21 protein-coding genes are annotated in these 17,755 nt (G+C 36.1%); 2 read left to right on the top strand and 19 right to left on the bottom strand.

Going from position 1 to position 17,755, the window contains the following annotated elements:
- The 8 genes from MJ257_RS22920 to MJ257_RS22885 all read right to left on the bottom strand — a co-directional run.
- On the bottom strand, positions 1 to 461 hold a 461-nt coding region (locus tag MJ257_RS22920), incomplete at its 3' end, for a hypothetical protein (RefSeq protein ID WP_240271426.1).
- Between the two features lie 167 nt (positions 462 to 628).
- Positions 629 to 1,096 carry a hypothetical protein gene (locus MJ257_RS22915; protein ID WP_240271425.1) on the bottom strand — a complete coding sequence of 156 codons (468 nt, stop codon included), beginning with the start codon at positions 1,094 to 1,096 and terminating at the stop codon, positions 629 to 631.
- 253 nt (positions 1,097 to 1,349) lie between these two features.
- Positions 1,350 to 2,225: an alpha/beta hydrolase gene (locus MJ257_RS22910; RefSeq protein ID WP_240271424.1), complete on the bottom strand. Its 876-nt coding sequence runs from the start codon at positions 2,223 to 2,225 to the stop codon at positions 1,350 to 1,352.
- A 187-nt stretch (positions 2,226 to 2,412) separates the two neighbouring features.
- Positions 2,413 to 3,339 (bottom strand): AlbA family DNA-binding domain-containing protein, encoded by a 927-nt coding sequence (locus tag MJ257_RS22905; RefSeq protein ID WP_240271423.1) that lies wholly within the window; start codon positions 3,337 to 3,339, stop codon positions 2,413 to 2,415.
- Positions 3,340 to 3,551: 212 nt separating this feature from the next.
- Positions 3,552 to 4,970, bottom strand: coding sequence for a hypothetical protein (locus tag MJ257_RS22900; RefSeq protein ID WP_240271422.1), 1,419 nt, complete (start codon positions 4,968 to 4,970; stop codon positions 3,552 to 3,554).
- 63 nt (positions 4,971 to 5,033) lie between these two features.
- Positions 5,034 to 5,210: a hypothetical protein gene (locus MJ257_RS22895; RefSeq protein WP_240271421.1), complete on the bottom strand. Its 177-nt coding sequence runs from the start codon at positions 5,208 to 5,210 to the stop codon at positions 5,034 to 5,036.
- A gap of 9 nt (positions 5,211 to 5,219) precedes the next feature.
- Complete coding sequence (locus MJ257_RS22890) at positions 5,220 to 5,537, bottom strand: hypothetical protein (RefSeq protein WP_240271420.1); 318 nt, start codon at positions 5,535 to 5,537, stop codon at positions 5,220 to 5,222.
- A gap of 246 nt (positions 5,538 to 5,783) precedes the next feature.
- Complete coding sequence (locus MJ257_RS22885) at positions 5,784 to 5,996, bottom strand: helix-turn-helix domain-containing protein (RefSeq protein ID WP_270407262.1); 213 nt, start codon at positions 5,994 to 5,996, stop codon at positions 5,784 to 5,786.
- Between the two features lie 159 nt (positions 5,997 to 6,155).
- On the opposite strand from MJ257_RS22885, the gene MJ257_RS22880 reads away from it, so the two are divergent.
- The gene (locus MJ257_RS22880; protein ID WP_240271419.1) at positions 6,156 to 6,413 is read left to right on the top strand and encodes a hypothetical protein; all 258 of its coding nucleotides are present in this window, start codon (positions 6,156 to 6,158) and stop codon (positions 6,411 to 6,413) included.
- Between the two features lie 276 nt (positions 6,414 to 6,689).
- Here MJ257_RS22880 and MJ257_RS22875 read toward each other — a convergent pair whose 3' ends face one another.
- The 5 genes from MJ257_RS22875 to MJ257_RS22855 form a co-directional block, all read right to left on the bottom strand.
- Positions 6,690 to 7,118 carry a hypothetical protein gene (locus MJ257_RS22875; protein ID WP_240271418.1) on the bottom strand — a complete coding sequence of 143 codons (429 nt, stop codon included), beginning with the start codon at positions 7,116 to 7,118 and terminating at the stop codon, positions 6,690 to 6,692.
- Between the two features lie 268 nt (positions 7,119 to 7,386).
- Complete coding sequence (locus MJ257_RS22870; protein WP_240271417.1) at positions 7,387 to 8,646, bottom strand: hypothetical protein; 1,260 nt, start codon at positions 8,644 to 8,646, stop codon at positions 7,387 to 7,389.
- A 361-nt stretch (positions 8,647 to 9,007) separates the two neighbouring features.
- Positions 9,008 to 9,478, bottom strand: coding sequence for a hypothetical protein (locus tag MJ257_RS22865; RefSeq protein ID WP_240271416.1), 471 nt, complete (start codon positions 9,476 to 9,478; stop codon positions 9,008 to 9,010).
- 253 nt (positions 9,479 to 9,731) lie between these two features.
- A complete protein-coding gene (locus MJ257_RS22860) occupies positions 9,732 to 10,160 on the bottom strand; it encodes a hypothetical protein (protein WP_240271415.1) in 429 nt (142 codons plus the stop codon).
- A 224-nt stretch (positions 10,161 to 10,384) separates the two neighbouring features.
- Positions 10,385 to 10,597: a helix-turn-helix domain-containing protein gene (locus MJ257_RS22855; RefSeq protein ID WP_036699887.1), complete on the bottom strand. Its 213-nt coding sequence runs from the start codon at positions 10,595 to 10,597 to the stop codon at positions 10,385 to 10,387.
- Positions 10,598 to 10,752: 155 nt separating this feature from the next.
- On the opposite strand from MJ257_RS22855, the gene MJ257_RS22850 reads away from it, so the two are divergent.
- Positions 10,753 to 11,025 (top strand): hypothetical protein, encoded by a 273-nt coding sequence (locus MJ257_RS22850; RefSeq protein ID WP_240271414.1) that lies wholly within the window; start codon positions 10,753 to 10,755, stop codon positions 11,023 to 11,025.
- Positions 11,026 to 11,284: 259 nt separating this feature from the next.
- On the opposite strand, the gene MJ257_RS22845 is transcribed toward MJ257_RS22850, so the two are convergent.
- The 6 genes from MJ257_RS22845 to MJ257_RS22820 all read right to left on the bottom strand — a co-directional run bounded on the left by MJ257_RS22845 (position 11,285) and on the right by MJ257_RS22820 (position 17,724).
- Positions 11,285 to 12,070: a hypothetical protein gene (locus MJ257_RS22845; protein ID WP_240271413.1), complete on the bottom strand. Its 786-nt coding sequence runs from the start codon at positions 12,068 to 12,070 to the stop codon at positions 11,285 to 11,287.
- A 267-nt stretch (positions 12,071 to 12,337) separates the two neighbouring features.
- Positions 12,338 to 13,177, bottom strand: coding sequence for a hypothetical protein (locus MJ257_RS22840; protein WP_240271412.1), 840 nt, complete (start codon positions 13,175 to 13,177; stop codon positions 12,338 to 12,340).
- Between the two features lie 257 nt (positions 13,178 to 13,434).
- Positions 13,435 to 13,908, bottom strand: a complete 474-nt coding sequence (locus MJ257_RS22835; protein ID WP_240271411.1) for a hypothetical protein — start codon at positions 13,906 to 13,908, stop codon at positions 13,435 to 13,437.
- 172 nt (positions 13,909 to 14,080) lie between these two features.
- Positions 14,081 to 14,989 (bottom strand): hypothetical protein, encoded by a 909-nt coding sequence (locus MJ257_RS22830; RefSeq protein WP_240271410.1) that lies wholly within the window; start codon positions 14,987 to 14,989, stop codon positions 14,081 to 14,083.
- 1,345 nt (positions 14,990 to 16,334) lie between these two features.
- Complete coding sequence (locus MJ257_RS22825; protein ID WP_240271409.1) at positions 16,335 to 16,754, bottom strand: hypothetical protein; 420 nt, start codon at positions 16,752 to 16,754, stop codon at positions 16,335 to 16,337.
- A 262-nt stretch (positions 16,755 to 17,016) separates the two neighbouring features.
- Positions 17,017 to 17,724: a class I SAM-dependent methyltransferase gene (locus tag MJ257_RS22820; protein ID WP_036714650.1), complete on the bottom strand. Its 708-nt coding sequence runs from the start codon at positions 17,722 to 17,724 to the stop codon at positions 17,017 to 17,019.
- Positions 17,725 to 17,755: the final 31 nt, after the last annotated feature.

Genomic DNA, 17,755 nt, shown 5'->3' with positions numbered 1-17,755 from the left:
GGTATATCGATATAATATCTTTCTTCATCTACAAAGCTAAGTATTCTAGATATACTGGATGAGTTTTTACCGACGAATTTTACATACTGACCCTTATTCGTGTTGAGGATTCTATATCGTACTACATTCGTGCCATAACCCGAAGAATCAAGTCTATATTTATTGTTTGGTCCCTTTGTAAGCATTGACTCCCCATTCTCTGATCCACGTTGAAATAATACGATCCGCTTATTATCTACATCTTCAATAAGGATTATCTGAATCGGTTTTCCTCCTGTCATCGTACTAATTGATTTACTAATAGCTATCTGACTATCTTGTATTTGATATTCATACATTGGTTTTATATATTTCATTGATAATAAGATCATTAATATGATAACAATAGCAACTATTGCTTTGTACTTAAAATTGACCTTCAAACGCACTCCAGTCCTTTCACATAACGTTGTTGTATTCACGACGTCCCACCACCTTAAGCCACGAAGTGGCGGCCGCGATGCGGTTAGGTGGTGCGGATGTGTCCCCGCGTCTACTTCCTCGACTTACCTTCCGGGACAGAGGCGGCTTGTCCGCCGATGCGTGAACACATTGTTATATGATTCCGGAACACTACAGAGCGTTACTTTCAAAAATCATTCATCGCTTTGTATCCTCCGCCCCTATGAAAACGATTTAGTTCCGACACCTTATCAACATATCCGTTTATCTCTATATCCGGATTAGTTACATCAATATTTGAATTCCCTTCATACATTTCCTTACTCGCAAAAGCTGTAAGAAGCACTTCTTCTCCTGGTTTTATATTAAGTTTATTATTTTTTGCTTCAATCTTAAATTCATTACTCCTTGTCCCGTTTTCCACCAGTATTGGAAAACTCACATATACATTATTCTGTATTATCTCATGGTTAGAATTGTTTTGTACTTTAAGCATATATATCATTCCATTTAAATCTTCCTTCAGTTCGATTAACTTCAATCTAATGTTTTCAATATCATGTGGTGGAGTAACCTCTTCAACATTACTGCAACTTATTACAACTAAACAACTCAAGAGTACAAACAAAAGTAATGGTATTCTAGTCGCCTTCATGAGATACCCCCAAAAATATAACTTGTCCGGTTTCATATAACGTTGTTGTATTCACGAAGCCTCACTGGCTTAAGGAGGACCGGAAGGCTTAGATAGCTCTTATCTTAGCCTCCCGGTTCTCCGGCCGCGATGCGGTTAGGTGGTTCAGGGTTGTCCGCTGAATACGCTCCATCGAAAATACTTCTTGCGGACCAAGGGCCGTCAGGCCCGATGCGTGAATGCGGTGTTAACTGAAGTACGGAACCTCTTCGAATTACTCACACAAATGTTTTTTAAGAAAACCTAGCGTTTTCTCAAATACGCTCTTAACCTGTGGATCATTCAAGTTTTGATCAAAAACATGATCAGCGCCATTAACGGTTACAAGGTCCGTTTGAATTCCAGCTTTTCGTAATGCTTCATACATCATCAAAGATTGTTCGTAAGGCACATCAGTATCCTTGTCCCCGTGCAAAAAGAGTGTAGGGGGAAAGTCCTTAGAAATATTATCGATAGGGTTATACTTCCTTAGTAATTCATGATCAATATCTCGATCCATACCTGTTACCGCCTCAACCCAAGTACCATGCTGGCGACACCAAAGATAATAATTAAACCTTTCCCACGAGCCTTCTGACACTTCATAGTTGCTAAGAGACCGTTCAGCTTCTTCAAGCTTAACAATTGATCTTTTGCAGTAGAATTCACTAGGCTCAGAATACCATTTACCTAAGATATCGCCGTAACCGTAAAAGGAAACAATCGCATCAGGTCTACACTCCATTGTTCCGCTTAGCAAACTAAGATAAGCTCCGGCTGAACCACCAATCATAGCAAGCTTATCCGTGTTAATATCATACATCTTCGATACGGTATTTCTAACCCAATATAAAGCATCTTTAATATCCTCAATAATTAATTCAAAATTCGTTTCTGGAGCAAGCCGATAATCAATGCTTATGACACTAAATCCAGCATTCTTATATATTTCAACCTGCTCAATTGGCAACCACTTTCTTGTGCCAAATATTAGCGCTCCACTATGAATATAGATAATAACAGGAGTTTGGCTTCCATGATAATAGATATCAGCATAAATTGAAGATCGCTCAGTATTTTTGTAGACTATAGATTCACTTATGGTTTTCATGATCTACTCCTCCGTATTTCAGCTAACGTTGTTGTATTCACGAAACGACCCAGACTTAGATAGCTTTTATCTTAGGCTGGGTCGTTTGTTGTCTGAACTTCTTCCATGATTATACATCTGACAACCAAGGGGCGATAGCCCCGTAGCGTGAATACAGTGTTATCAGAAGCTTCAGCCCATCTATGAGTTACTTTAAATCTATTTCTTTAATTATTTGTTCCAATTCTTGTTTGCTTATTTCAGGAAATATACTCTTCACAATATTTACTTGTCTGTCTATATTCCGTTGCGAATAAACACTATTTCGATTAATCCTCTTCAAAAATCTTGACAGACTTTCCTTTATGAATACCCTTGGATCGAGATTATCTACATTTTGATTATTCTTAATATTTGAATCAATTCTAGGAAGTAAATAAGACACGGTCATTAAAATTCTCCATATATCGTCTACAGTATCTTCTATGTCACTTACTGTACTCTCAACGCTACTAGAATTACTATCTGCATTATCAGCACTCGAATAAATATCGTCTAATGTTTCAGAAATCTTCTTATCAAAAGATTGAAGTTCTTTAAGCATCATATTGGTTTCTTTCAACATCTGCTGCTTTGTTTCATCTAAATTTCTTTCCAATTCCGTTGTAGCTTCTTTGAAACTATTAATAAACTTATTTCTTTCACTTTCCATAAACAATGAAAGTAGCTCACTTGGGTATAAAGAACGTTTTTGTCCATCTCCTCTAATACGGTATGTTCCACCATCTGTACAATAGGGCTTAAATTCACCGCTTGGAATTTCAATAACATAGATACTAACTCCTGCAATTTCTTTAGAATTAATTTCTATATTAACTGGTGGTCTACAACTCTGTGCCTTATTTAGGATTGATAATTTCCCATTATCATTAATCTGACAACCAATAACTGTCCCAACTTGTCTTCCTTGATTATCACAATCATCCTTCACCCCGATTAATATTACCCCGCCAGTTTTAGAATTAGCGAATGCAACAATGTCTTCTGACTTCAAACCTGATAGTGACTCTTTAAATTCGATTTCATATCCTTCTTCTTTGTTAATCATTTTTAATAATTCTTCTTGATTAAACACTCTAAATCATCCTTTGCTGAAATTTCTGATAACGTTCTTGTATTCACGAACCCTCACTGGCTTAAGGGGCGCTAGCCCCGGGTCCGACGGACTTAGCCAGTGCAGGGTTGTCTGCTGAATCCTCTTCCTCGAAAACCTCTTGCAAACTAAGGACCGTCAGGCCCGTAGTGTGAATACCGTGTTATCTGAAGTTGATGTCTTCTCGAATATTCTTACAAAGGTAATTTCCAAAATGTCCTTGCTTTTTGATATGAAGATTGATCGGTTTTAGTGTTATAATATCCAGCATTTTTAGCGAAAACTACTTTAGAAGCTATAATATCGTGATATTTTCCTAAACGTTCAATCACTGTTAAGTCATTAACTATCCGTCTGTATAAACCCGCAAAACCCTTTTTAGGTAAAATATCTTTAATAAAATCCAATCCCTTTATGTTTCCAGATATTTTAGGTATCGCTGGTATTCCGTGCATCGGGGCTGTATAATTGTAGACTGAAATAATGTTCGAAATTGGTATGCCTTGTGCAGTTTCAACTTTATATTTCTCACATAATCTCTTCATTTGTTTATTTATTTCAAGTACCAATTGATTAGCTGTCTCAACGAATTTTTTACTTTCTCCTTCTTGAATAAACTCTTCAAGAGTATTAAGTTTATTTCTAGCTTCAATAATATGTTTATCGTTGTGTAATTCATACGCCACGTTAATGAAATCACCTTTAGGACCTGCTTTCTCAGCAATCCAAGCTGTAAAAAGTGGAACAGCGTTATTCATAATTATCGGATCTGTCAACCTATTAATCTTTGATACAGTTTCTTGTGCATTTTTATTTAGTTCTGATAACAATCTCGAGTGTAACGAACTATCATATACATGTAATTTCGAAAGTAAATTCAGTTGAAAGCCCTGTCTAATAGGGTGAAGTACAAGATCGACATTTAGATTCTTTGCTGCCAGAGTATAATAAGCTGTCCTAAATGACATCCAATTTACTCCTGATATAAACGTAAGCAACTGATCGGATAAATTTGTTTCCTGTGCTTTACCCCACTTATCAACCACGGAATAATCATGGGTTATTGGTTTTCCTTTAGAATCAAGAATAGTGACTTGCTTCTCACTTGAATTCGTCTCAACAACCCTCTTCTCTTGTAATTCTGAATATATCATTTGTGATAATTTACTGTACTTAGGCACATCTAAACCACCAATGTCTTCTAAAACTCGTACAGTAAGGTAGTATACACTTGAATTTAGTTCCCAAGAAAATGTCAAATACATTTTTAGTTGTTCAAAGAAATTCTTAATATCTTTATCTTTTAGTCTTCCACCTTCAATGTTAGGTAAAATATCATGCGTTATTCTATCCGATTCAAGAGCCAATATTTTATTAGTTTCTGTTGTCAATGTTACTCCTAGTAAATTGTTAAAATATTGCTTTCTAGTAACTTTATGCTCTTCTTTATAATCATCCAAAAAAATAATCTTATCGTAAAACAAGATACTTTGAATAAAGTTCTCAAATGCAACAATATCAGCATCGATCATATACTTATTAAATATTGGAATTTCACCCATTATTCTTTGGACTGCAGTAAGTGAAGAGTTATCAATTAATGCACATCTCATTGTTCTGCCTGCTCTCTTGAATATTTTATAGTTCTACATCAATTTCAGATAACGTTGTTGTATTCACGAACCCGAGAGGCTTAAGGGCGCTTGCGCCCGGGTCGAAGACTTAGCCTCGCAGGAGTTGATCGCCTGATTTGCTTCCTGGCTTCTTAACTTCTGGCGATCCAAGGGCCGAATGGCCCGCAGCGTGAATACGGTGTTATCGGATGCTTCTGACTTCTTTGATTTCGCTGTCATAATTATTACTTATTCAGTTTCATATTCATTGTTATCTATTATCATTCTTGTATTTATCCATTCTTCTAATGAGTCATATATTTTTGTCCTTGGCCATTTAATATCTTTTTCAGGTTTTCCACTCCAAGTCAAATGAACTTGGGCATATTTCTGGGGTTTATTCAGTAATTTAAATAAAACTTCATCGCAATCCATTCTCCGTGCGACAATACTGACCTTCTCTTCTTTGAGAATGTGTGAGCTTGATAATTCTTTATACAATTCATTTGTATAGATTTCAGATCGTTCTTCTTTCCATGGTTCCAAAAAGTTAAATAGTTCAGTCATGGCAGTCATGGTGATCATCCTTTATTTTTATCTGTTTTTTGAGCTTTGCAGAAGTTTCCGATAACGTTTCCGCATCTACGACGCGACCCGGCCTTAGATAGATATTATCTTAGGCCGGGTCGTGTGTTGTCTGAATATCCTTCTTTGCTCACACATCTGACAACCAAGGGGCGAATGCCCCACAGCGTAGATGCATTGTTATACGACGGGGTCCTTCTATGAGTATCCCCACATCGTTTACTGTTATCATTTATCAGGCGTGTATTCAATCAAATCTGATAATTTGCACTCAAATGTATCACATAGCTTTAATAATGTTTCTAATTTGGTCGTTTCAATATTTATTTCTTTATAGAGTTTGTTAATCGAATTTCTACTCAGTCCTGATCTGTTCATTAATTCGGTTATATCATCAATTCGGTGTTCAGCCATTAGAACTCTAATATTGCACTTTATCAAACAGACTCCCTCCTATGCTCAATATGTTATCTCTCATAATTATCTTTTTCAATAATAAGTCATCATTTCACCCTCTAGAGTTAATAATTACCTTTACATTTAAATTCACAGGGATATATAATAACCTTATAGAGTTAATAAAAGGAGGGAAGTCATTGATTGAATTTAGCTGAGCCTTTAATTCGCCATCGTTTAGAACCGTTATACTCAAACTCAGAACTTGAACAATTTTCTTCGGAATGTGAGCAGTATCTAAAAATAATTCGAGAGTCGCTTCCCGATAACCTTCAACACACCCTATTTCTTTATGAAGACGCTCTAACTTCATTGCAAACTGTTTTGGAAAGTAAAATATATTTGCAAGGACTTAAAGATGCACTATATCTTTTTAATGAACTACATATTCAAATGAATTAAGGGTCCTACGGGCCTTTTCTTTTGCTCTTAAGACCCTGTCGTATAACGTTCTTGTATTCACGACGCTTGGCGAATGCCAAGTGTGTCCGGTTGCTACTGCCTCTCCGAAATGCCTCTGCCGGAACGAGGGCGCATGCCCGAAGCGTGAATACTATGTTATACGACGAATCTCTTCGTGAATCAACCTTCACCATCACCATGCATCTTCTACAGGTACATATTCAATCAGACCTAATAATTTTCAGTTAATATGGCGCCTACCTTGATAAGATGTCTTTAAACTTTGTTCCCCTGAGCTTCTCCTTTTGATAACATATCTGCTATGCAAAAATCATCGTTTATTTTAATCACAAATAAAATTAATAGTCTTAGAAATATCATGTAGTTTTGTTCGTGCATTGAATCATTTTCACTACTTTTCGGTTGAGTATGACTGTATCTATTTCTTAAATCCCATCCATTATTGAATTGTGACTTATTAAGCGTATAATTTATATACTCTTGCTCGGGTTTTGATAATAATGAGCTTTCAAAAACAATTACTTTTTTTGTTTCAAGTTTATCCATAGCACTTCTTTTTGTTGGTGAAGTTCGCCAATAGTTAACTACTTCATTAAAATATAAATCTTTCATTACCAAAATTACAGATTCATCTTCAAAAATGATATATCCTTCATCGTCACTCTTCAGATAATTCTTCTCCAATAACCACTCAATTTTCTGATGACAGTATTCTGGATATTCAGCCAATTTAAGAGGTTGATTGCATAGCAATTCAAAGTAACTTTTATAACTACGCTGATTTTTCTCAATATAGACTAGTCCACTTTGATCAGAGAAAAAGAGAAAAGTTGCATAGTTAAATTCTTCTCCTCTACCGTATGCATACTTTTTATTTACTAATGAAGGGATATTGCTATATACAAGATGATCAGAGCGTATTTCAAGTAATTCAAAATCAACTATGCCTTCTTCAACATATAAAGTAAATTGTTTTAGAAACTGACTCTACCGCTGGCATTATATTAGTGCACTTTTCGAGCAATGTGGAGTGAGTTGACGGCATGTTAATATCAAAACTTGAAACTTGAAACTCATTAGGCAAGTACTCTTTAAAAAACCATTCAATGACTAACTCCAGACGTACTCCTAAGCTGAATAGTTCATTATAATACCCGTTAATTTGCAATAAAGATAACATGTTCATTTGATTAAAAGCCATTCCTGTTAGATAAGCATTTCGAGAACGAGAATGAATGATTCTTTCCATAACTCCCATTTGATTGGACTTGTTTACAAAATTACATCTCATTTGAAGATCAACAAATTCAAATAAAAATATAAAGTTATTTAGTAGTGTTTCATAATCTTTATTTTCCTCAAGCCATTTTGTACTGTACATAACCTTTATTGACATTCCATCTATATTAGAAATAACAGCTTCTTCCTGACTTTTAGAAAAACCCACGGTAGTTTCCACTAGTATTCCAGAATCTTCAGGAAAAAGTCTCTCTTCTTCTTTTTCTGCTCTTTTTTTCGCGGTTAATATAGTTCTCGGTGAAAGCACAATTTTGTCTTTATTACTCTGTATATTCACAATAAGCCGCAAATAATTCAAATTAGGTATTTCGCTATTAATGTAATTAAGGATAATTCTTTCTTTATCCAAAAATGTTAGCTCTTTTGGGAAATTCAACTTTTCTTTTTCCATTGTATTTTGCATCTCATATTCATCTAACAATAGCTCTGCTGCTGAATGATCATTAAGCATATATTCCTTAATTACTCTACCAAAGTGTTGAACAAGCGTTTTGTGCTGCAATAGTTGATAAAGCCAAATATTATTTTCATGCAAAAGTTGCATAAAGCTTACATCTGTAATTTTTTCGTATACTTTAAATTTTTCAAAAAGTGCCCAAAAATCTTCTCTGTATTCTATTTCCAATTCATTATAGAAATCTACTAAATTTTCTCCGTTAATAAAATGAAAAAAACGCCCAACCTGCTTAAAATAAATATCAACTTGCTTTTCGTACTTTTCAATCTCATTCGAAGTCCACTTTAGCAGGTACAGCTTATGGTCAAAATATTGTTTTATATTATATATTTCAATCATGTCATTGATATTTACTTGTTTCTTTTCCGCTCTGCGTTCAATTAAATAATCTTCAATTTTTTTTAGAATATGCCCACTTGCTAAGTCATTTCTTGAATAGAATTTAATCTCTCTCATTTTCATGCCCCTCAAACTGTATGATTTCTTATACCTTTATCAGTTATCACTTTATATATCGCTGTCTATTTTAAAACGGGAAATCTCTTTACAAAGCTTTAAAGGCGCCCTTCATCTACATAACGTAGTAATGTACATTTGAGAGAACACGCTATTTTTCATTAGATTCTGTCGTATAACGTTCTTGTATTCACGAACCCGAGAACCTTAAGGCTCCGGAGGAGCCGGCCGCGACGCGGTTAGGTTCGCAGGGTTGTCCGCCTTGATCAACTCCCTCGAAAATGCCTCGGGCGGACCGAGCAGCCGAAGGGCTGCGATGCGTGAATACGGTGTTATGTGATGTCTTTCGGCACTTCTTCGATTAACTTTCAGGGATCTCTCTGGGTCCGTATCTTAATGTCTTTCCAATCCAATCGCTTGCATCTCTCCATTTTACTTTCCTAGAACTAATCCAGTTTACAGAAGCATGTCTATACTTCCCATCGGGATCCCAGTTCCTATCATCTGCCCAATAAAACAATCCATCCCGAAATAAGAACGTAGCTTCATATATAATTGAATCGTAATTCTCCGGACTAGGAACTATATAAATTTGTGTTACTTCCTCAAACATTAATTCAACAGCTGTAGGATTAGTATATTGTCTTTGAATTAGAACTCTAACTCTATTATCCCTATCGCCAGATACAGACATAGATAGATCATGATTTACATAATGATCTGTCCACATAAATAATTCCTTTATACAGGAATCATGGAACCATCCAAATAAATTCATCAGGCTATCCAGATCTGTTTGATCTTGAAGTACTTGCCATTCTGTACCTGACATCTTTATTACCTCTTTTTGATTTTAATTTTGTATTGCCGAATTTCACATAACGTTCCCGCATTCACGAACCTTCACTACCTTAAGGCTCGAAGAGCCGGCCGCGACGCGGTTAGGTAGTGCAAGGTTGTCGCCTGATTTCACTTCTCCGAAAATCCTCTCGGCGACCGAGGGACAGCGTAGCTGGCCCGATGCGTGAATGCTGTGTTATAAGAAGTAGATGCCTTCTTTGGTTTACTTACACAAAGTTTTATAATTATTCTTCTTCGTTGTCCTCATAACAACTAATCCAAAACGAGACATTAAGATCTGATATTTTATTAAGTAAGTAAGGCTCAAATGCCATATTGCATTGATATTTGTAAAATACACCAATACTCAAATACATTTCTTCTGCTCCGCATTCAATGAGCATTTTAATATTTTCTTTCAAGTTATCTACAATCCATTCAAGTCCCGCATAACAATTAAGATCTAAATCAACATTATTTGGTGCATAAAGTACTGCGGATCCTAATGTTCTTGGTTTACCTTTGTTCGGTCCTTTTGTTTCAAGTGATCCTAATTCTTGTATCTTTGAGAATACAAGTCCCGTTATTTTTTGGGCTTTAATAGGTGAGAAATTCTCTCCACCCATATGAAAGGAGGCTTCTATTGATATTGTAATCTCTATCAACTCCTTCAAGTTTTAGAACAAATTATGTTTTGCATCTATTTCTTATAACGGTTCCGCATCTACGACGCGACCCGGCCTTAGATAGCTATTATCTTAGGCCGGGTCGTGTGTTGTCTGAATATTCTTCTTCTTTGATTTCACATCTGACAACCAAGGGGCGAATGCCCCGTAGCGTAGATGCATTGTTATACGACGGGGTCCTTCTATGAGTATCCCCACATCGTTTACTGTTATTATTTATCAGGCGTGTATTCAATCAAATCTGATAATTTGCACTCAAATGTATCACATAGCTTTAATAATGTTTCTAATTTGGTCGTTTCAATATTTATTTCTTTATACAGTTTGTTAATCGAATTTCTACTCAGTCCAGATCTGTTCATTAATTCTGTTATATCATCAATTCGGTGTTCAGCCATTAGAACTCTAATATTGCACCTTATCAAGCAGACTCCCTCCCATGATCAATATATTATATCTCAAAGTTATTTTTATCAATTAGAAGTCATCATTTCACCTTATAGAGCTAATATTTATCTTTACAATTAACCTCACAGGGATATATAATAACCTTGTAGAGTTAATAAAAGGAGGGAAGTCATTGATTGAATCTTTAGAAGTTTTAGCTGAGCCTTTAATTCGCAATCGCTTAGAACCGTTATACTCAAACTCAGAACTTGAACAATTTTCTTCGGAATGTGAGCAGTATCTAAAAATCATTCGAGAGTCGCTTCCCGATAACCTTCAACATACCCTATTTCTTTATGAAGACGCTCTAACTTCATTGCAAACTGTTTTGGAAAGTAAAATATATTTGCAAGGATTTAAAGATGCACTATATCTTTTTAATGAACTACATATTCAAATGAATTAAGGGCCCTCCGGGCCTTTTTCTTTTGCTCTTCAGACCCTGTCGTATAACGTTCTTGTGTTCACGACGTCCAACTCCCTTAAGCCCGAAGGGCGGCCGCGACGCGGTTAGGGAGTTGGATGTGTCCGGCTGAATCATCTTCCCTGCTGCTGAAATCCCTCTCCGAAACCACTTCTGACTTCTGCCGGATCGAGGGCCGAATGGCCCGATGGGTGAACATGTTGTTAGGCGAAGTTACTGACTTCATTGAATAACTAAGGAGTTATTGATCGTTATAGTAGTCCATGCATCCATCGCATAAGTAATCCCCATCTTCATGAACTTCTGTTCCTTCCCAGTCAGCATCAAAATGATGACCACATCTCTCACAGCATTGAATATTATATTGTTCTTCACAAAAAACACATTTACCAAAAGTATAAAAATCTTCTGCAATACTTATCCCTTCTCTACCACAATTACCACAAGGAGAATCTAGTACCGCTGAATACATCCCCTTTGTAGAGTAGGCGTAGGTATATATATCTGCTTCAATCGAAGCCACATATCTTTCCTCAATAATCTCCCCAAAGGGGAGATCTTTCAGTACTCGTCTGCATCTATGATAGTTCTCTTCTGAAAGCAATTCTTCTATTTCCTTATCCAATTCTGTTTCAATAAACCTAATACATAAATGAATTAATAAACTTATGTTTTTGATATTGTCTTCTCCAAAAGAGAATTCAAAATGAACAGCATTGTTTCTTAATTTCTTTAGAATCGAATATGCTTTGAATTCCCAATCTTCTATTTCTTCACTTAAATGATCCTTTATCTTTCTATAAGCCTGTTCTGCCTTAAGTGTGTTAGCGTTATATTTGTTCTCAAATATAGCATCAGCATCAATTGATCTTAATTTTTCAAGAATTAATAGATCCAAACCATTTATTAAATTCATAATTGATTGCTTCGCATCTGAGATTATTAGTTCTTCTGGATATCTACTAAGATGATAAAGACCATGTTCGATAGAGTCTATAGCATTCTCAAATAGTGTGAGTTTTTGCAACACTAATCACTCCTAATAATGAAATCAGTAATTTCGCCTAACGTTCTTGTATTCACGAACCCGAGAGGCTTAAGGCCCGTAAGGGCCGGGTGGCTTCGCCACTTAGCCTCGCAGGGTTGTCTGCTGATTCCACTTCCCCGAAATTCCTCTGCAGACCAAGGACCCGCCAGGGGCCGCAGCGTGAATACGGTGTTAGGCGAAGTAACCTGGCATCCTGAATTAACTACGATGAAAAAAAGCACCTAATAAAACTAGGTGCAAAATTAGTTATTTCGGATTTTTCAAATTATCTACACTGAAATAATGGCGAATATATTTAATTATATTTGAAGCTGGTTCACTTAAATGTTCAAATTCATCGACATACTTATGATGTATCCAACTAATTGATGCCTTTTTCATTAACTCATAATCTGCATATTTTTCAGGTAATTCTCTTGCACAATTTGTAAGCAGTTCTCTTATCATATCTACATTTTTGTATGCTACTTCGATATATCTATCAATTAAATCGACGCATTCAACAGGTAATAATGGAGAATTCTTTATTTTCTTTAATCGATCCTCCGTTTCACTAAACTCTCTAGGGATATGAATTTCATGTTGTTCATAAGAACTCCAAATGGCCGCTCTTGTTCGCGGGTCCGGCTTAATTGGCTTCTCTATGTCGCCATTGTCAGTAATTACATGCTCATCACATACCGCAAGATATTTTTCTGCTCCCTTACTTGTAAATATTGACGAAGGGCACTCAGTAATATTATATGGTCTTTTATCGGGGTCAATCTCAACGTCAAAAAATAATCTTGCATATTTGTCCATTAAGCTAATAGCATTGCAACTGAGCAGTTTATCAAAAGCAAACTGTTTTCTATAATCAGTTTCGTCTTTTCCATTAAAAAATTCTAATAGTGAGGAAAATTCCTTTAATTGTTCCTTGAAAATTTCTGTTCTAATCGGTTGTAACAAAGTTTTTTTCGCCGTTTTATATGTAAGAATAGTAACGGTTCCTACTATACAAAAAAACGAGATGTTTATTAAAAAAAATAAAACGTTAATTGAATCCTTCAAAACAATTAGCCATTCTGGAGAACTTGAAGATTGCATTATAGTTCCATCCTTAATATGTTTATATATGGAAAACATAATCTACTTTATTGTAATTGTCAATTTATTTTCAGGTTATTTCGCCTAACGTTGTTGTATTCACGAACCCTCACCACCTTAAGGCACGTTAGTGCCAGCCGCAATGCGGTTAGGTGGTGCAGGGTTGTCTGCTGAATTAACTACTATGCCATCGCTTCTGCAGATCAAGGGGCGTCAGACCCGCAGCGTGAATACGGTGTTATACGAAGGTCTCTCTACTATGAATTTGCTTCATATTGCTTTAATTTATATATCATATCGGTTAATCTTTCATATGCATTTATCGGAAAATCTGAATTCCATCTTTTAATAAATCCTTCAGACCCTAAATCTTTCATTTTTGTTAATTCTCTATGTATAATTCTCAGCAGTCTAATTGTCTTTATTTCTTCTGTTATTAATAGCGTGCCTTCTTCAGTTGCTTCAGTACTAAAATTGTCACTCATTTCAAATAACTGAAATAAACAGAATACATTTGAGATTTTTGAAATCTTTAATCGATACTCACCTGGTTCAGTTTGCATAGTAATAATTACTTCATTTACGTCTTTATCCAAAATAGATATCTTACTAGCTATTTCGTGGATAGCATCTGACAAGAAAGAAACAGGTATATCAAATTTTTTACCTTCAGTCGTATAAATCATGACAACTAACCAACCATGTGGTTGAAGACTCATTGAGATCTCCATAAGATTATTCTCCTGTTTTTAAAGTTTCTAGAGACTTTCGTATAACGTTCCTGTATTCACGACTCGACGAATGTCGAGTGTCCGGCGTATGCTGGACCCAGGGCGTATGCCCGCAGCGTGAATATTATGTTATAGGATGTCAGCAGCTTCTATGAAATGCTCAATATAATAATCAATACAGTGTAGGCTTCTCAACATTCAAATAGTTAATTTCGCCTCTTGTATTACAATTGGCAGTAATTAAAGTTAGTTCTAACCCCTTCCTACATACAAAACATATAGCAACAGAATCGCCATAAGAAGTAATTGAATAAAAATCGATAATAGCAACAGGAACATCGAGCATTGAAGATATGCCCCTTTTCACTTTTCCTAGCTTAATTTTCATATCATCGATTTCAATCAAATTGTCTTTGCCTTTATACTTTTCAATAATTGATTCGAGTAATTTCTTGCCTGCAACTGTACCTATAGCACCACCTGCAGCTTTACCGATGACCATAATAAGAGCTGCTATAGAAAAAGAGCTTGCGCCGGTATTACTCAGGGTTGTTCTCTTATTAATTATTTCGTAAGCTAATTTTTGATCGTCTAATTCCTTTATAATGGGATGTTCACTCAAATCAGCTTCAATAATCGTAATATTGAGAAGATCAACATCCTCATATTCATCTTCATTATTATCTTCTGTAGATTTAATTTCAGATCCTTCGATTCTTATTGTTTCATATTCAATTAATTTAAAATAGTCTTTAAAGCATTGATTAATGCATGTCAAAGTTGACTGATAACCCTCAAGAAAATCGTCATGGTTGTGTATATCTTCAAATCCAACAGTATATTGCAAAAAATTAATATCAAATTCTATGTAACTTCCATGCATATTATAACTTGTTTGAAGCCAATCTCCTTTGCATCTTATGACATCAATTTCTAATTGTTGGAGCAATTCTTCTTTGACAGAAGTCTCAGAAATAAAATACTGTATCTTCAATAAGTCTCTGCGATTAATACTTTCTGCATCATCGCCTTCCGGCATGTAAGTCATGTCACTTGAAACAATAACTTTAATTAATTGCATTTCTTTCAAACCTCCAATAAATTCAACTATGAATGATTAAAAATAACGCTTTAAAGTTCAGTAAATGGACTTTTATATTTGCTTTTGCTGATTTCCTATAACGTATTGTGTTCCCGACGTCGAAAGGCTTAAGCAGTTGGCCCATCAAGCACAGCGATCCGGGTCACCGGGTGGCTCCGCCACTTAGCCTTACAGACGTGTCCGCCTGAGTTCACTTCCTGCTACTGAATTATCTACGTAGTGACTCCGCTTCTTATTACTCCGGGCGGACCCAGCGGCTCTAGCCGCTGGCGGGAACATGGTGTTATCTGTTGGATTGGGCCCACTTCTTCGAATAGAGACAGGACGTCGACCCACATGTTTATTCCTTCTTTTTACGCCTTTTTCAGTTTGTATTCCTCGTGCATGTTATACCTTTTTTCCTTTGTCCCCTTTAGGTAATTGCTTCTTCCGGGTTTATACGAGCTTTATTCTTTACTGGGTTTATACTGGGTTTATACAGGTCTTTTCCCGTTTTATATTCTCGTTCTTTGCTTTGTATTTACCTATCAATTTCCCTCTTCAAGCAACAGGAAGTTGCGCATGGATTACCTACAAATCTTTGGGCCCAATCTGGCAGATAACGTCTTTGTATTCACGAAACGACCCAGCCTTAGATAGCTCTTATCTTAGGCTGGGTCGTTTGTTGTCTGAGCTTCTTCCATGATTATACATCTGGACAATCGAGGGGCGATAGCCCCGATGCGTGAATACGGTGTTATAAGATGTCCCCGACCGCGGAGCATTGACTAATTCACCTGTCTTTGGACATTTGTTCTTTAGGTATTTGTGAAGATATGTATTTTAGTCTATGTTTATCAAATAGTTTTGTTTCGTACGAAATTATATATTCTTTATCCTCCTCTAGCAGTTTAGAAATATCGATAGGTAATATTACTGTCCTTACTCGGTTGCTTAAATTTACTACAGTTATTTCATTCTTACTTACATTCTGTATGGTAACGGCTTCAATAGTTGAAGTACTATATGAGTTCCAAAACATGAATAATACTACAATTAGCAAGAATATAATTCCGCTTCTTTTATATGCTTTTATTATTTATCGCTCCTTTCAGTTTTATCTTTGCGGGGATTTCTTATAACGTTTATGCATTCACGAACCTTCACTACCTTAAGGCTCGAAGAGCCGGCCGCGACGCGGTTAGGTAGTGCAAGGTTGTCGCCTGATCTCACTTCTCCGGAAATCCTCTCGGCGACCGAGGGACAGCGCAGCTGGCCCGATGCGTGAATGCTGTGTTATAAGAAGTAGATGCCTTCTTCGGTATACTTACACAGAGTTCTATAATTATTCTTCTTCGTAGTCCTCATAACAACTAATCCAAAACGAGACATTAAGATCTGATATTTTTTTAAGTAAGTAAGGCTCAAAGGCCATATTGCATTGATATTTGTAAAATACACCAATACTCAAATACATATCTTCTGCTCCGCATTCAAAGAGAACTTTAATATTATCTTTCAAGTTATCTACAATCCATTCAAGTCCCGCATAACAATTAAGATTTAAATCAATATTATTTGGTGCATATAGTACTGCTGATCCTAATGTTCTTGATTTACCTTTGTTCGGTCCTTTTGTTTCAAGTGATCCCAATTCTTGTATTTCCGAGAATACAAGTCCCGTTATTTTTTGGGCTTTAATAGGTGAGAAATTCTCTCCATCCATATGAAAGGAAGCTTCTATTGATATGGTAATCTCTATCAACTCCTTCGAGCTTAGAACAATTTAGAGTTTGCATCTATTTCTTATAACGTTATTGTATTCACGACGTCCCACCGACTTAAGGCTCCGCCAGGAGCCGGCTGCGCTTGCGCAGTTAGTCGGTGCGGATGTGTCCGGCTGACCCAGCTTCCCTGCTACTGAAATGCCCCTCCGAATCCTCTTCTAACTTCGTGTCCGGACCGAGGGCGAATGCCCGATGCGTGAATACGGTGTTAGATGATGCTTGCAGGCTTCTTAGAACTACTTACCGACTTCTCTTTGCTATATATGTTATACAATCACTCATCAATTTTACGGGTTGCTCTCTACGTTTTATATCAAATTCTAATTGCTTTACTATTCTCTTTTGAATCTCCCAACCTGAATAATTCCTGTCCATCAAATCTAGCATTCGCTCTGTTGAGAGATTGATTTCAAACATAGGATCCAACTCATTGCTTGTCATCTGATTTACTTCACGAATATTCGAACTAATTATTATACAGTTAATACCGCCTGCAGTTGTTCCTAAAACCATCTCTCTTAATTTCTTTTCTAGTGCTCTTTCCGAACTTACATGTTCAAGCGCTGATACAGCGATTATTAAATCGTATTCACTTTGCTTGATCTCAAATTGCTCTATATCAGAAAGTCTCATCTCGATTATGTGTTCTACTTCATAACGTTTACTATATTCATGCAATTTATTAAGTGCCGATTCTAGCAAGTCCACACAAATAACTTTACCTTGTCTATTTTTAATTGTCTGAGCAATGGGAATACTGTTCCTCCCGACTCCCGATCCTAGATCTAATACTCTTAGATATTCATAACTATTAAACTGATCTATGAGGTCCAGCACTGTTTGAACAGGCTTGTGTAACCAAGTCCCTTGTTCATAGAGATTGTAGTGTTCATAACAAAAATCATGATATCGTTTTTCTTCTGCTCTTATCATTTCTACCCTGTCCATACCTGCACCTCAGGTTTCTGCAAGTTTCATC

The organism is Paenibacillus timonensis (genome assembly GCF_022427145.1).
Classification (GTDB): domain Bacteria; phylum Bacillota; class Bacilli; order Paenibacillales; family Paenibacillaceae; genus Fontibacillus; species Fontibacillus timonensis.
This window is presented reverse-complemented; position numbering and strand designations above follow the sequence as displayed.

Bases quoted from the DNA above. Each gene is read 5' to 3' on its own strand.
- MJ257_RS22910 (WP_240271424.1), bottom strand. From the start codon at position 2,225: ATGAAAACCATAAGTGAATCTATAGTCTACAAAAATACTGAGCGATCT.
- MJ257_RS22895 (WP_240271421.1), bottom strand. From the start codon at position 5,210: ATGACAGCGAAATCAAAGAAGTCAGAAGCATCCGATAACACCGTATTC.
- MJ257_RS22915 (WP_240271425.1), bottom strand. From the start codon at position 1,096: ATGAAGGCGACTAGAATACCATTACTTTTGTTTGTACTCTTGAGTTGT.
- MJ257_RS22835 (WP_240271411.1), bottom strand. From the start codon at position 13,908: ATGGAGATCTCAATGAGTCTTCAACCACATGGTTGGTTAGTTGTCATG.
- MJ257_RS22820 (WP_036714650.1), bottom strand. From the start codon at position 17,724: ATGGACAGGGTAGAAATGATAAGAGCAGAAGAAAAACGATATCATGAT.
- MJ257_RS22890 (WP_240271420.1), bottom strand. From the start codon at position 5,537: ATGACTGAACTATTTAACTTTTTGGAACCATGGAAAGAAGAACGATCT.
- MJ257_RS22865 (WP_240271416.1), bottom strand. From the start codon at position 9,478: ATGTCAGGTACAGAATGGCAAGTACTTCAAGATCAAACAGATCTGGAT.
- MJ257_RS22830 (WP_240271410.1), bottom strand. From the start codon at position 14,989: ATGCAATTAATTAAAGTTATTGTTTCAAGTGACATGACTTACATGCCG.
- MJ257_RS22840 (WP_240271412.1), bottom strand. From the start codon at position 13,177: ATGCAATCTTCAAGTTCTCCAGAATGGCTAATTGTTTTGAAGGATTCA.
- MJ257_RS22870 (WP_240271417.1), bottom strand. From the start codon at position 8,646: ATGAGAGAGATTAAATTCTATTCAAGAAATGACTTAGCAAGTGGGCAT.
- MJ257_RS22900 (WP_240271422.1), bottom strand. From the start codon at position 4,970: ATGAGATGTGCATTAATTGATAACTCTTCACTTACTGCAGTCCAAAGA.